The 13,402-nt window shown below is 72.3% G+C and carries 15 protein-coding genes; 11 read left to right on the top strand and 4 right to left on the bottom strand.

What is annotated here, in order from left to right:
* The first annotated feature begins 30 nt into the window (after positions 1-30).
* Positions 31-261, top strand: a complete 231-nt coding sequence (locus QTI20_RS14475; protein ID WP_286551839.1) for a hypothetical protein — start codon at positions 31-33, stop codon at positions 259-261.
* Here QTI20_RS14475 and QTI20_RS14470 read toward each other — a convergent pair.
* A complete protein-coding gene (locus QTI20_RS14470; RefSeq protein ID WP_286551836.1) occupies positions 250-1,092 on the bottom strand; it encodes a class I SAM-dependent methyltransferase in 843 nt (280 codons plus the stop codon). The two genes, QTI20_RS14475 and QTI20_RS14470, sit on opposite strands and share 12 nt — an antisense overlap.
* A gap of 65 nt (positions 1,093-1,157) precedes the next feature.
* Between QTI20_RS14470 and QTI20_RS14465 the strand changes: the two genes are divergently transcribed.
* The 5 genes from QTI20_RS14465 (at position 1,158) to QTI20_RS14445 (ending at position 6,407) form a co-directional block, all read left to right on the top strand.
* Entirely contained in the window at positions 1,158-1,577 is a 420-nt protein-coding gene (locus QTI20_RS14465; protein ID WP_286551831.1) for a helix-turn-helix domain-containing protein, read from the top strand.
* A gap of 95 nt (positions 1,578-1,672) precedes the next feature.
* Positions 1,673-2,389, top strand: a complete 717-nt coding sequence (locus QTI20_RS14460; RefSeq protein ID WP_286551830.1) for a DUF3348 domain-containing protein — start codon at positions 1,673-1,675, stop codon at positions 2,387-2,389.
* A 9-nt stretch (positions 2,390-2,398) separates the two neighbouring features.
* A complete protein-coding gene (locus QTI20_RS14455; protein WP_286551828.1) occupies positions 2,399-5,155 on the top strand; it encodes a DUF802 domain-containing protein in 2,757 nt (918 codons plus the stop codon).
* Positions 5,155-5,802, top strand: a complete 648-nt coding sequence (locus QTI20_RS14450) for an OmpA family protein (RefSeq protein WP_183029184.1) — start codon at positions 5,155-5,157, stop codon at positions 5,800-5,802. Before QTI20_RS14455 ends, QTI20_RS14450 begins: the two co-directional genes overlap by 1 nt.
* Positions 5,799-6,407, top strand: a complete 609-nt coding sequence (locus QTI20_RS14445) for a DUF2894 domain-containing protein (RefSeq protein WP_286551825.1) — start codon at positions 5,799-5,801, stop codon at positions 6,405-6,407. Before QTI20_RS14450 ends, QTI20_RS14445 begins: the two co-directional genes overlap by 4 nt.
* 7 nt (positions 6,408-6,414) lie before the next feature.
* On the opposite strand, the gene selD is transcribed toward QTI20_RS14445, so the two are convergent.
* Positions 6,415-7,482, bottom strand: coding sequence for a selenide, water dikinase SelD (gene selD, locus QTI20_RS14440; RefSeq protein ID WP_286551823.1), 1,068 nt, complete (start codon positions 7,480-7,482; stop codon positions 6,415-6,417).
* A gap of 74 nt (positions 7,483-7,556) precedes the next feature.
* Between selD and QTI20_RS14435 the strand changes: the two genes are divergently transcribed.
* The 5 genes from QTI20_RS14435 to mnmH are packed head-to-tail and all read left to right on the top strand — an operon-like array spanning position 7,557 to position 11,924.
* Positions 7,557-8,414 carry a putative selenate ABC transporter substrate-binding protein gene (locus tag QTI20_RS14435; protein WP_286551821.1) on the top strand — a complete coding sequence of 286 codons (858 nt, stop codon included), beginning with the start codon at positions 7,557-7,559 and terminating at the stop codon, positions 8,412-8,414.
* Positions 8,415-8,421: 7 nt separating this feature from the next.
* Positions 8,422-9,234 (top strand): phosphonate ABC transporter ATP-binding protein, encoded by an 813-nt coding sequence (locus QTI20_RS14430; protein WP_286551819.1) that lies wholly within the window; start codon positions 8,422-8,424, stop codon positions 9,232-9,234.
* Entirely contained in the window at positions 9,231-10,064 is an 834-nt protein-coding gene (locus QTI20_RS14425; protein ID WP_286551816.1) for a PhnE/PtxC family ABC transporter permease, read from the top strand. Before QTI20_RS14430 ends, QTI20_RS14425 begins: the two co-directional genes overlap by 4 nt.
* Positions 10,061-10,858, top strand: a complete 798-nt coding sequence (phnE, locus tag QTI20_RS14420) for a phosphonate ABC transporter, permease protein PhnE (RefSeq protein WP_286551812.1) — start codon at positions 10,061-10,063, stop codon at positions 10,856-10,858. Before QTI20_RS14425 ends, phnE begins: the two co-directional genes overlap by 4 nt.
* Positions 10,851-11,924: a tRNA 2-selenouridine(34) synthase MnmH gene (mnmH, locus tag QTI20_RS14415; protein WP_286551809.1), complete on the top strand. Its 1,074-nt coding sequence runs from the start codon at positions 10,851-10,853 to the stop codon at positions 11,922-11,924. Before phnE ends, mnmH begins: the two co-directional genes overlap by 8 nt.
* A gap of 6 nt (positions 11,925-11,930) precedes the next feature.
* Here mnmH and QTI20_RS14410 read toward each other — a convergent pair whose 3' ends face one another.
* Together QTI20_RS14410 and QTI20_RS14405 are read right to left on the bottom strand one after the other, a co-directional pair.
* A complete protein-coding gene (locus QTI20_RS14410; protein WP_286551808.1) occupies positions 11,931-12,941 on the bottom strand; it encodes an aldo/keto reductase in 1,011 nt (336 codons plus the stop codon).
* Between the two features lie 76 nt (positions 12,942-13,017).
* The gene (locus QTI20_RS14405) at positions 13,018-13,329 is read right to left on the bottom strand and encodes a hypothetical protein (RefSeq protein WP_286551805.1); all 312 of its coding nucleotides are present in this window, start codon (positions 13,327-13,329) and stop codon (positions 13,018-13,020) included.
* Positions 13,330-13,402 lie beyond the last annotated feature (73 nt).

Genomic DNA, 13,402 nt, shown 5'->3' with positions numbered 1-13,402 from the left:
GCCCCGGCCGGTGCTGCAATGGCGCCGATCATGGACACACTGCTCGCCTTCCTGGGCCGCCTGTTCGCCACCGTGGCCTTCGGCTTCGTCTTCTACTGGCCCGGCTGGGCCATCCTGAAACTCGTCACCTGGGGCCGTTATCCCCGCCGGCTGCGCTCGGCCGAGGGGCTGGACGATGCCCACGGCGTCAGCGCCATCGGCTTCGCCAGCTGCGGGCTGCTGGTGGCCATCGCCTGGAAACTGGTCGCTTCATTCCACTGAGCGCGCCGTGATCCACCAGCAGGCCGCGTCGTAGCGCACCTCATCGCCCCGCACGAAGGGCGCGAAGGCCTGACGCACCGTGTCGACCAGGCGCGCGCGTGTCGCCGCGTCGGCATCCTCCAGCACCAGCCCCAGCGGCCCCAGGCCGGTGAAGTAGCGCACCAGCTCGGCCTCGGGCAGGCTGCAGCCGACGTCGATCGGCTCGATCGCGATCTCGCCCCATCCGCTGCCGCGCAGGATCGCGTCCACGCGCGCGCGGTCGGCAAAGGCGAACTGGCCCGGCGCATCCGGCCGGCGTGGCGGCAGGGCCGGCAGCAGCGGCGCAGCCGCGCGCTCGGCGGTGGTCATGAAGGGGTTCTGGTCGGCCGAGCGCCAGGCGATCAGGCGCAGTTCGGCGCCGGGCCGCGCGGCCCGGCGCAGGTTCGCGAAGGCCGCGAACGGGTCGTCGAAGAACATCACGCCGAAGCGCGAGACCAGCAGGTCGAAGCGGGCCGGCGCGAAGGGCTGGGTCTGCGCATCGCCGCAGAGGAAGTCGGTGCGCCCGCCCTGCCCGACCCGCTGGCGCGCCGCGGCGATCATCGGTTCGGAGATGTCGACGCCCGTGCAATGCCCGGCCGGGCCCAGCCGGCGCGCGATCGCGTGCGTGGTCGCGCCGGTGCCGCAACCCACGTCGAGCACGGCCTGCGCCGCCACGGCGGCTGCGGCGTCCACAAGCATCGCTTCGAAGGGGGCGAACATCCGGTCGAGCATGGCCTGGCCCTCGACCCAGGCACGGCCTGCGCGGCCGTTCCAGAGCGCGGCCTGCACGCTCCCGGTGGGTGATGTCTTCATGTCGCACTCCTTTGGATCTGTCGAAGGCTAGACTTTGCAACTTCAAGTCGACTTGAGGTCAAGCCATGCAGCCACTGGACATCGGCGAAGTCGCCAAACGCTCGGGCCTGCCCGCCTCGACGCTGCGTTTCTACGAGAGCAAGGGGCTGATCGCCTCGGTGGGCCGCCAGGGCCTGCGGCGGCTGTTCGACGCCGACGTGGTCGAGCGGCTGGCGCTGATCGCGCTGGGCCGCGCGGCCGGCTTCTCGCTCGATGCGATCGGTGGGATGTTCGCGCCCGACGGAAAACCCCGGATCGACCGCCAGCTGCTGCGCGACAAGGCGCAGGAACTCGACCAGACCATCCGCCGGCTCGGCGCCCTGCGCGACGGCCTGCTTCACGCCGCGGCCTGCCGCGCGCCCAGCCACATGGAATGCGCGAGCTTCCGCCGCATCCTGCGCGCGGCCGAGGCCGGTGCCATCGGGGGCCGCGCCGCCGCTACGTGAGTGAGCGCTCAGTGTAGACTGCCAGGTTTTTCGATCGGCGGGAGGGGGTGCACGTGTCACAGCGCACAAGTTTCACCGGCTCGGCGCTCGTTCGCTTGCTCGCTCGACTGACGGACATCGACGTTCCCGACGCCAAGCGGTCCTTCTCGGACCGATTGAGCCAATGGTTCGGCTGGACCGACGACATCTCGCTGTCCACCGTCATGAATGGGAGTCCGGCCCCGGCGCCATCGAGCGCGCGCGCGTCCACCGGCAGCGCGGAGGAAGCGGAGTTCGCACGCGTGCGGACGGCGCTGGTGCTGGCCATTGCCGACAAGAACGCCTTTCCCCACGCCGATGCCGCCATGGACACCACCGCCGACTTCACGCCCCACCGCCGGCGCTACCTCGCCCGGCAACAGGCGATGGAGACGCGCATCGCGCCGCTGCGCGCCCATGTGCGCACCCGGCTGGCCGCGAAGTCGCCGGCCATGGCGCAGCTCGCGGCCCTCGACGTGGTGATGGAACAGGTGCTGGGCCCGAAGGAACACAGCCTGCTCGCGACCGTGCCCACGCTGCTGGGCAAGCACTTCGAGCGGCTGCAGAAGGCCCACCAGGCGCAAGTGGCCGCGCAGGCGGCCCAGGCCGAGCGCGCCGAACGCGCGCTGCAGGACGACGCGCCCGACGAACACCACGACTACGACCAGCTCCGCCTCCCCGCCGCCCACTGGCTGGACGTGTTCGGCAAGGACATGCACGCCGTGCTGCTGGCCGAGCTGGATATCCGATTGCAACCGGTCGAGGGGCTGCTCGAAGCCCTTCGCGCCCGCTGACAGACCGACATGACCCGTTCCCTTCCCGATCTCTCCAAATACGCCGCTTTCTTCGTGGGCCTGGCCGCCGTCTGCTGGGTCGGCCTGGGCTACATCGGCACCAACCCCCTGGCGCTGCTGATCTCGCTGCTGATCGGCGCCTTCTACGTGATGGGCGCGCTGGAACTGCGGCGCTACCGGCAGGCCACCGGCACGCTGGCGCAGGCCGTGGCCGAGCTGCCCGCGGCCCCGGCCAGCCTGGCCGCCTGGCTCGAGCCGCTGCACCCCTCGCTGCGCAACGCGGTGCGCCTGCGCGTCGAGGGCGAGCGCATCGGCCTGCCCGGCCCGGCGCTCACGCCCTACCTCGCAGGCCTGCTGGTGCTGCTGGGCATGCTGGGCACCTTCCTGGGCATGATGGTCACGCTCAACGGCACCGGCTCGGCGCTCGAGAGCGCGACCGACCTGCAGGCCGTGCGCGCCTCGCTGTCGGCCCCGGTCAAGGGCCTGGGCCTGGCCTTCGGCACCTCGCTGGCCGGCGTGGCCGCCTCGGCGATGCTGGGCCTGATCTCGGCGCTGTGCCGGCGCGACCGGCTGCAGGCCGCGCAGCTGCTCGACACCCGCATCGCGACCGTGCTGCGCCCCTTCTCGCTCGCGCACCAGCGCGACGAATCCTTCCGGCTGCTGCAGGCCCAGGGCCAGGCGCTGCCCGTGCTGGTCGACCGGCTGCAGGCCATGATGGACGCGATGGAACGCCAGGCCCAGGCGCTCAACGACGGGCTGGTCGGCAACCAGCAGCACTTCCATGACAAGACCGAAGCCGCCTACGCCGGCCTGGCCGCCTCGGTCGACCGCTCGCTCAAGGAAAGCATGACCGACAGCGCGCGCCTGGCGAGCGCGGCCATCCAGCCGGTGGTCGAGGCCACGATGGCCGGCATCGCGCGCGAGACGGCGGCCCTGCACGACACCGTCGGCCACAGCATGCAGCAGCAGCTCGACGGCCTCACGCGCCGGCTCGAGACCGGCACCACCACGGTCGCCGGCCTCTGGCAGGCCGCGCTCGCCGGCCACCAGCAGAGCAGCGCGGCGCTGGCGCAGGACCTGCGCGACACGCTGGGCCGCTTCACCGAGACCTTCGAGCAGCGCTCGGCGGCGCTGGTGGACGGCGTCTCGACCCGCCTCGAACACACGGTCGGCGGCCTGTCCGCGCACTGGGAGGGCGCGCTGGCGCAACATGAGCGCGTGAGCCAGGGCCTGTCGGGCGACACGCAGCGCGCGCTGGCCGCGGCCTCGGCCACCTTCGAGCAGCACGCGGCCGCGCTGCTGCGCAGCGTCGACAGCACCCATGCCGAGCTGCAGGCCGGCCTGGCCGCCGGCGACCAGCAGCGGCTCGCCGCCTGGACCGCTTCGCTGGAAGCCATGGCCACCGCGCTGCAGCAGCAATGGCTGCAGGCCGGCGAACGCAGCGAACGCCAGCAGCAGGCCATCTGCGACACGCTGGTGAAGACCGCGACCGAGATCTCCGCCCAGACCGAAGCACAGGCGAAGAACACGCTCGCAGAGATCGGCCAGCTGATGCAGGCCAGCGCCGAAGCGCCGCGCGCGCTGACCGCCGCCTCGGCCGCCTTCGAGCAGCACGCGGCTTCGCTGCTGCGCACGGTCGACACGGCCCGCACCGAACTGCAGGCCGGCCTGGCCGCCAGCGACGAACAGCGGCTCGCCGCCTGGACCGCCTCGCTGCACGCCATGGCCGCATCGCTGGACCAGCAGTGGCAGCAGACCGGCGAACGCAGCGCGCGCCAGCAGCAGGCCATCTGCGACACGCTGGTGCAGACCGCCACCGAGATCTCCGCGCAGACCGAAGCGCAGGCAAGGAACACGCTCGCCGAGATCGGCCAGCTGCTGCAGGCCGCGTCCGAAGCGCCGCGCGCATTGACCACGGCCTCGGCCGCCTTCGAACAGCATGCGGCCTCGCTGCTGCGCACGGTCGACACGGCCCACACCGAGCTGCAGGCCGGCCTCGCCGCCAGCGACCAGCAGCGCCTCACGGCCTGGACCGGCGCGCTGGAAGCGATGGCCGCCTCGCTGCAGGCGCAATGGGACCAGACCGGCGAGCGCAGCGAGGCCCAGCAGCAGGCGATCTGCGACACGCTGGCGCGGACCGCCACCGAGATCTCGGCCCAGACCGAGGCCCACACCAAGAGCACCATCGCCGAGATCGGCCAGCTGGTGCAGCTGGCCTCCGAGGCCCCGCGCGCCGCGGCCGAGGTGATGACCGAGCTGCGCCAGAAGCTCAGCGAGGGCATGGCGCGCGACAACAGCATGCTCGAGGAACGCAGCCGCATCCTGGGCACGCTCGAGACCCTGCTCCAGGCGGTCAACCATGCGTCCACCGAGCAGCGCGGCGCCATCGATGCGCTGGTGTCGACCTCGGCCGAACTGCTCGAGCGCGTGGGCGCGCGCTTCGCCGACCAGGTCGGCACCGAGGCCGGCAAGATGGCCGATGTGGCGGCGCAGATCACCGGCAGCGCGGTCGAGGTCGCGAGCCTGGGCGAGGCCTTCGGCTTCGCGGTGCAGCTGTTCTCCGAATCGAACGACAAGCTCGGCGCCCAGCTGCAGCGCATCGAGGCCGCGCTGGGCAAGTCGCTCACGCGCAGCGACGAGCAGCTGGCCTACTACGTGGCGCAGGCGCGCGAGGTGATCGACCTGAGCATCCTGTCGCAGAAGCAGATCGTCGAAGACCTGCAGCAGATCGCCAGCCAGCGCATGGCCGCGGGCAGCGAAGCGTGATGAGCGAGGACATCGAAGCCGAGGTCGAACCGGCGGTGCCGGTCTGGGCCGTCTTCGGCGACCTGATGTCGGGCCTGCTGGGCGCCTTCGTGCTGATCCTGGTGGGCGTGATCGGCATGCAGCTCGACCTCACGAGCCGGCTCGAGGCCGAGGTCAAGCAGCGCCAGGCCGAAGCGCAGCGCCTGCAGACGCTCGAGCAGGCGCTCGCGGGCCCGCTGGCCGCCGGCCGCGTGACGCTGACCAACGGCCGCATCGGCATCAGCGGCAACGTGCTGTTCGATCTCAATTCCGCCGAGCTGCAGCCCGAGGGCCGGCAGCTGCTCAAGAGCCTGGCCGAGCCGGTGGCCGCCTACCTGCGCTCTCGCGACGAGATCCTGATGGTCAGCGGCTTCACCGACAACCGGCAGGTGCGCGGCGGCAACCGCCAGTTCGCCGACAACTGGGAGCTCTCGGCCCAGCGCGCGCTGACCGTGACGCGCACGCTGATCGAGGAAGGCCTGCCCGCCGCCTCGGTGTTCGCCGCGGCCTTCGGCGCCGAGCAGGCGGTGGCCTCGAACGCCGATGCCGACGGCCGCTCGCGCAACCGGCGCGTGGAGATGGCGCCCACGCCGCGGCCGTCGAGCGCGGTGGCGGCGAAGAAGCCGTGAACGAAGAAGACGTCGGTGCCCGGCTGGCCGCCTGGCGCGCGGAAGGCGCGCACCGGCTCGACCCGGTGCGCTTCCGGCTGATCGAGGCGATGGCCCGGCGGACGGCCGAGCACAGCGGCGCGGCGCGCGCGGGGCTGGACCGGCGGCTCGAAGCCCTGGTCGCGGCCTATGCGTCGCGGACCGGGCAGGCGGCCGTCGCACCGCCACCTGCCGGCGTCGCGGCCCCGGGGGCGCTCGCCGCGCTGAGCGCGCAGCTCGCCGAACACGCCGCGGTCGACGCGCACGCCCCGGGCGGCCTGGGCGGCGCGCCCGAGCTCAAGACCCTGGGCTACTTCCGCCAGACCTGGACCCGGCTCAATGCCGACCGCCAGCTCACGCAGTCGCTGGCCAAGGTGCCCGAGAACGCGGGCCCGCTGAATTCGCACCACCTGGTGCACCGCTCGCTGCTGCTGATGCGCGAGCTCTCGCCGGCCTACCTGCACCGCTTCATGGGCTATGTCGACACGCTGATGTGGGTCGAGCAGGCGCACGCCCAGGCCGCCACGCCGAGCCCGGAGGCGCCGCGCGCGCCGGCGCGCAAGAGCGCGCGCGCCAAGGCGCGCTGAAGGCCGCTCAGGCCAGGACCCGAAGGCCCGCCGCGCCCGCTTCGGTGCGCCCCACCACGGCCGCCTGCGCGAAGCCCTCGTCGCGGAACGCCTGCAGCACCGCCGCCACCGCCTCCGGTGCGCAACTCACGAGCAGGCCGCCGGAGGTCTGCGGATCGCTCAGCAGGTTCTGCGCCGTCGCGGGCAGGCCCTCGGCCAGCACCACCTCGGCGCCGTAGCCCTGCCAGTTGCGGCCCGAGGCGCCGGTCACGAAACCGTCGGCCGCCATGGCTTCGACGCCGTCGAGCAGCGGCACCTTCGACCACTCGATCACGGCCGTGAGCCCCGCGCCGCGCGCGAGTTCGAGCGTGTGGCCCGCGAGGCCGAAGCCGGTCACGTCGGTCAGCGCATGCACGCCGTCGAGCTGCGCCAGCGCGATGCCCGGCGTGTTGAGCTTCGTGGTCGTGTCGATCATCTGCCGGTAGCCGGCTTCCGACAGCTTTTCCTTCTTGAGCGCCGCCGACAGCACGCCCACGCCCAGCGGCTTGCCCAGCACCAGCAGGTCGCCGGGTTGCGCGCCCGCGTTGCGGCGCACGCGCTCGGGATGCACCAGGCCCATCACGACCAGGCCATAGATCGGTTCGACCGAATCGATGGTGTGGCCGCCCGCGATCGGGATGCCGGCCGCTCGGCACACGTCCTGGCCGCCGCGCACGATCTCGCCGATCACCTCGATCGGCAGCTGGTTGACCGGCATCGCGACCAGCGCCAGCGCCATGATGGGCTTGCCGCCCATGGCATAGACGTCGCTGATCGCGTTGGTGGCGGCGATGCGGCCGAACTCGTAGGGGTCGTCCACGATCGGCATGAAGAAGTCGGTGGTGGCGATCAGCGCCTGCGTGTCGTTGAGCCGGTAGACCGCCGCGTCGTCGGCGGTCTCGATGCCGACCATGAGCTCGGGCGGGATGAAGCCCGCGTGGCTGTTGCGCAGGATCTCCGACAGCACGCCGGGCGCGATCTTGCAGCCGCAGCCGCCGCCATGGGAAAAACTGGTGAGGCGCAGCGGGGCGAGCGGATTCATGGGCGTGGGGTTCATGCGGGGATTATCGGGAGGCGATACCGCTTCCTACAATCGGCCCTTTCCTGCCCTGCACGCCAACTGAGGTATCCATGAAGACTTTCGCCCGGCTGACGCTCACCCTGTCCCTCTCCCTCGCCGCCTGCGGCGCCTTCGCGCAGGCCACGGTGCTGCGCGTGTCGGCCATCCCCGACGAGGCGCCGACCGAGCTGCAGCGCAAGTTCACGCCGCTGGGCGACTACCTCAAGAAGGAGACCGGCATGGACGTGCAGTTCACGCCCGTGACCGACTACGCGGCCGTGGTCGAGGGCCTGGCCACGAACAAGATCGACCTGGCCTGGCTGGGCGGATTCACCTTCGTGCAGGCGCGCATCCGGACCAACGGCGGCGTGGTGCCGATCGCGCAGCGGGCCGAGGACGAGGTGTTCACCAGCAAGTTCATCGTGCCCATCGACAGCACGGCCAAGTCGCTGGCCGACCTCAAGGGCAAGACCTTCGCCTTCGGCGCGCCCTCCTCCACCTCGGGCAGCCTGATGCCGCGCTACTTCCTGCTGCAGGCCGGCATCAACCCCGAGAAGGACTTCAAGACGGTCGCCTTCTCCGGCGCGCACGATGCCACCGTGGCCTTCGTGGCCGCCAACCGCGCCGAGGCCGGCGTGCTCAACGCCTCGGTCTGGGACAAGCTGGTGGAAGCCAAGAACCCCAATGCCGCCAAGGTGCGGGTGCTCGCGACCACGCCGACCTACTACGACTACAACTGGACCGTGCGGCCGGGCCTGGACCCGGCGCTGCAGAAGAAGCTGACCGAGGCCTTCCTCAAGCTCGACCCTGCCAACCCGGCGCACAAGCCGATCATGGACCTGCAGCGCGCGAGCAGGTTCATCGCCACCAAGTCCTCCAACTACGACGGCATCGAGACGGCGGGCAAGTCCGCCGGCCTGATCAAGTGACCCTGGCGTGAGCTTCGCCCTCGAGACCGTCGGCGTCGTCCACCCCAACGGCCAGCGTGCGCTGCAAGGTGTGACGCTGGCCGCGCGCGACGGCGAGCGCATCGCGGTCATCGGCCCTTCGGGCGCCGGCAAGACCACGCTGCTGCGCGTGCTGGGCGCGGCGCTGCGGCCCGGCGAGGGCTCGGTGCAGGCGCTGGGCACGGCGCCCTGGCGCCTGCCGCCGGCGCCGCTGCGCCGGCTGCGCGCGCGCATCGGCACCGTGCACCAGGCACCGCCGATCGCGCCGCGGCTGCGCGTGGTGTCGGCCGTGCTGGCCGGGCGGCTGGGCCAGTGGTCGACGGCGCGCGCGCTGCGCTCGCTGCTGCATCCCGCCGACATCGAGGGCGCGCACGAAGCGCTCGCCCGCGTGGCGATGGAAGACCGGCTGTTCGAGCGCTGCGACCGCCTCTCGGGCGGCCAGCTGCAGCGCGTGGGCATCGCGCGCACGCTCTACCAGCGGCCCGCGCTGCTGCTGGCCGACGAGCCGGTGTCGGCACTGGACCCCACGCTGGCCGACGCCACCGTGCGCACGCTGATCGCGCAGAGCGAGGCCACGGGCGCCACGCTGGTCGCCTCGCTGCACGCGGTCGACCTGGCGCTGCGCTGGTTTCCGCGCATCGTGGGCATGCGCGACGGCGGTGTGCTGTTCGACCGCCCGGCCGCCGAGGTGACGCAGGCCATGCTGGTGGCGCTCTATGCGAGCGAAGGCGGGCCGCCGAGTGCGGACACGGCCGTGCAGCCCCTCGCCGAACCCACCTTCCGCCGGCCCGACTGCCCGTGAGCCCCGCCGCCGCGACACCCCGGCGCGACCCGCAGGCCCGCGCGCGCATCGGCTGGACGATCGTCGCGCTGGTGATCGCCTGGCCCATGCTGGTGCTGGCCGAGTTCAAGCCCTGGGCGCTGTTCGCCCCGGGCAACCTGGCGGTGATCGGCGGCTTCCTCGCGGGCTTCCTGCCGCCCGAGGGCTCGCCCGCCTTCCTCGCGCTGCTGGCCCGCGCCACGCTCGAGACGCTGGCCATGGCCACGGCCGGCACCGCGCTGGCCTTCGCGATCGCGGTGCCGCTGGCCTGCCTGGGCACGCGCGCGCTGTCGGTCTCGCGCATCGGGCCCGGGCCGGGCGGCGCACGCGCGATGGCCGGGCGCCAGGCCGTGCGCTCGCTGCTGATGGTGCTGCGCGCCATCCCCGAGATCGTCTGGGCGCTGATCTTCGTGCGCGCGCTCGGCCTGGGCCCGGCCGCGGGCGTGCTGGCGCTGGCCATCACCTACGGCGGCATGCTGGGCAAGGTCTATGCCGAGATCCTCGAGTCGACCGACACGCGCCCGGCGCGCGCGCTGCTCGAGGCCGGCAGCGGCCGCATCGCCGCCCTGTGCTACGGCCTGCTGCCGAACGCGGCCCAGGAACTGGCCTCCTACACCGTGTACCGCTGGGAGTGCGCGGTGCGCGCCTCGGTGGTGATGGGCTTCGTCGGCGCGGGCGGGCTGGGCCAGCTCATGGACCAGTCGATGAAGATGCTCAACGGCGGCGAGGCCAGCAGCATCCTCTTGGTGTTCCTGGCCCTGGTGCTGCTGGCCGATGCGCTGAGCAACGCACTGCGGAAGCTGCTCGCATGACGACGCTGCCGCCCGCGCCGCCGCCCTGCATCCGCTGCCGGCTCGTGACCCTGGGCGTGCTCGCCGCCGTGGCCGCGAGCTTCGTCTACCTGGGCATCGACTACCGCGCGCTGTTCACCGGCGAGTCGCTGCGGCTGATGGCCAAGTTCGTGGCCGAGTTCTTCCCGCCCGACCTCTCGCCCGCCTTCCTGGCCAAGGCCGGCTGGGGCGCCTTGCAGACGCTGGCGGTGTCGGCGCTGGGCACGCTGCTGGCCGCGGCCGCGGGTGCGCTGCTGGCGCTGCCGGCCTCGGGCCGCTTCGGGCGCGTCGCGCAGCCGCTGTCGCGCTTCGTCCTCAACTTCCTGCGCAGCGTGCCCGAGCTGGTCTGGGCCGCGCTGATGGTGCTGGCCGCGGGCATCGGCCCCTTCGCCGGCGCGCTGGCGCTGGGCCTGCACACCACGGGCGTGCTGGGCCGGCTGTTCGCCGAAGGGCTGGAGAACGCGCCGCGCGCGCCCGAAGACGCGCTGGTGCAGGCCGGTGCCGGCCCGGTCTCGGCCTTCGTCTATGCGAGCCTGCAGCTGGTGCTGCCGCAATGGGTGGCCTACACGCTCTACCGCTGGGAGATGAACATCCGCATGGCCGCGGTGCTGGGCTTCGTGGGCGGCGGCGGGCTGGGCCAGCTGCTGTACTTCCACCTGTCGATCTTCCAGCAGCCGCAGGCCATGACGGTGCTGATCGCGATGTTCGGGCTGGTGGCCTTGGTGGATTTCCTCAGCGCCCGGCTGCGGCGTGGGTTAGGGTCGGCCTATGCATGACCGGCCCTCCAAGAACTTCCAGCCCACGCGCGTGAAAGACCGCCACGCCTTCGACACCCTCATCGACGCGCGCACGCCAGCCGAGTTCGCGCTCGACCACATCCCGGGCGCCATCAACTGCCCGGTGCTCGACGACGACGAGCGCCGCATCGTCGGCACCATCTACAAGCAGACCGGCGCCTTCGAGGCCCGGCGCGTGGGCGGTGCGATGGTGGCGGCCAACCTCGCGCGCCACCTGCGCGAACAGTTCGCCGACCGGCCCGCGTCGTGGCGGCCGCTGGTCTACTGCTGGCGCGGCGGCCTGCGCAGCGGCTCGATGGTGCAGTGGCTGCGCCTGGTCGGCTGGGACGCGCAGCAGCTCGCGGGCGGCTACAAGAGCTTCCGCCACCATGTGCTGGAGCAGATCGAGGCGCTGTGCCCGCAGCTCGACCTGCGCGTGATCTGCGGCGCCACCGGCAGCGCCAAGACGCGCGTGCTGGAGGCGCTGGCCGCGCGCGGCGCCCAGGTGCTGGACCTGGAGCATGCCGCGCGGCACAAGGGCTCGCTGCTGGGCGCCTGGCCGGGCGTGCCGCAGCCCTCGCAGAAGCATTTCGAGACCGGCATCGCCACCGTGTTCGAGACGCTCGACCTTTCGCGGCCGCTGTACCTCGAGGGCGAGAGCCCGCGCATCGGCCGCATCGCGCTGCCGGTGCCGCTGGTCACGCGCATGCGCGCCGCCCGCTGCATCGAGGTCGAGGCCACGCCCGCGGCGCGGCTGGACTTCCTGCTGCGCGACTACGCCTACCTGGGCGAGGACCGCGACGCGCTGGCCGAGACGCTGGGGCGGCTCAAGGAGATGCAGGGCAAGGAAACGGTGCAGCGCTGGCAGGCCTGGGCCCGGGCGGGCGAGCTGCCGCTGCTGTTCGCCGAACTGATGGCGCTGCACTACGACCCGCACTACGCGCGTTCGCAGGAGCGCCACTTCGCGGCCTGGCCGCAGCGCGAGCGGGTCGCGGCGCCGGACCTCACGCCGGCCGGCATCGACGCCGTGGCCGACGCGATCCTGGCCCTGCCGGCGCGCGCCTGAGGGTCCTCAGCGCGGCGCGTCGCCCTTGCGGAACTCGGCCGTGAGTTCGTCGAGCTTCAGCTTGAGCGCCGGGTCGAGCCGGTACGCGGCCGCGGCCAGCGTGTCGTCGAGCTGATCGGGCCGGCTCGCGCCCAGCAGCGGCGCGGTGATCGACGGGTTCGCGAGCACCCAGGCCACCGCCAGCGTGGCGAGCGGCACGCCGGCCTCCTGGGCCAGCGCATGCAGGCCCTGCACCGCGTTGAAGCTGCGCTCGTTCCAGTAGCGGTCCTGGTACATCGTGCCGGCCGTGCCCAGCGTGAAGCGGGTGTTCTCCTGCGGCTTCGAGCCGGGCTGGTACTTGCCGGTGAGCAGGCCGCCCGCCAGCGGGTTGTAGGAGATCACGCCCAGGCCCTCTTCGTCCACCAGCGGCAGCAGTTCGCGCTCGATCTCGCGGAACAGCAGGCTGTAGCGCGGCTGCACCGAGACGAAGCGCGTGAGCCGCAGGTAGTCGGCGCGGCCCAGCGCGCGCGCCAGCCGGTAGGCCAGGAAGTTGGACACGCCGATGTAGCGCGCGCGGCCCGACTTCACGATGGTGTCCATGGCCTCGATGGCCTCGTCCAGCGGCGTCTCGCGGTCGTCGCTGTGCAGCTGGTAGAGGTCGACGTGGTCGAGCTGCAGCCGCGCCAGCGAGGCGTCGATGGCGGCCAGCAGGTGCTTGCGCGAGGCGCCCTGGTCCCAGGCGTTGGGGCCCATCTTGCCGACCGCCTTGGTGGCGACGATGAAATCGCCGCGCCGCGCCGGGCCCTGCGCCTTGAGCCAGCGGCCGACGATCTCTTCGGTCCGGCCCGCGCGCTCGAGCCCGCCGCCCAGCGGATAGACGTCGGCGATGTCGAGGAAATTGATGCCGCCCTCGGTGGCCTTGTCGAGGATCGCGTGCGAGACCGACTCCTCGGTCTGCAGGCCGAAGGTCATGGTGCCCAGCGCCAGGCGCGACACGGTGAGGCCGGTGCGGCCGAGGCGGGTGGTGGGGATGCTCATCGAATGCCTTGTGTGGAATCGGAGGAGCCGAAAGTGTAGGCAGTTGCGCGGATTCGCGCGCGCACGGCCCGAATCCTCAGATCGCGATCTCGTAGGCCTGGTTGCTGCGCACCCAGCTCGCCAGCCCCGCCTGCAGGTTGCGGGCGCGCCAGGCGACGAAGTTCGGGTCGCCGTTGAGCGCATCCAGCGTGGTCCCGAGCTGGCTGGCCGATTCGCAGCGCACGACGAAGGTCATGTTGCCGACCTCGCCCACCTGCACGTTCCACAGGCTCACGTCGGCCCCGTGCTTTCGCCACATCTCGGCCGCCTCCTTGATCAGCGCGAGCAGCTCCTGGAGGTTCGCGCCCGGGTTGGGCTTGAACACGTACTGAACGACGGTGGCGGACATGGCGGTCTCCTTGACGTGGCGACAGGGCCGGGCGAGATGCCGCGGCTCCCGGGGCGATTGGGCGACCAGGGCA

Origin of the sequence: Variovorax sp. J2P1-31 (assembly GCF_030317215.1) — a bacterium.
In the GTDB taxonomy this organism is placed as follows: Bacteria; Pseudomonadota; Gammaproteobacteria; order Burkholderiales; family Burkholderiaceae_C; genus Variovorax.
The sequence above is the reverse complement of the archived record's forward strand: the minus strand, read 5'-3'. Positions and strand labels throughout refer to the sequence as shown.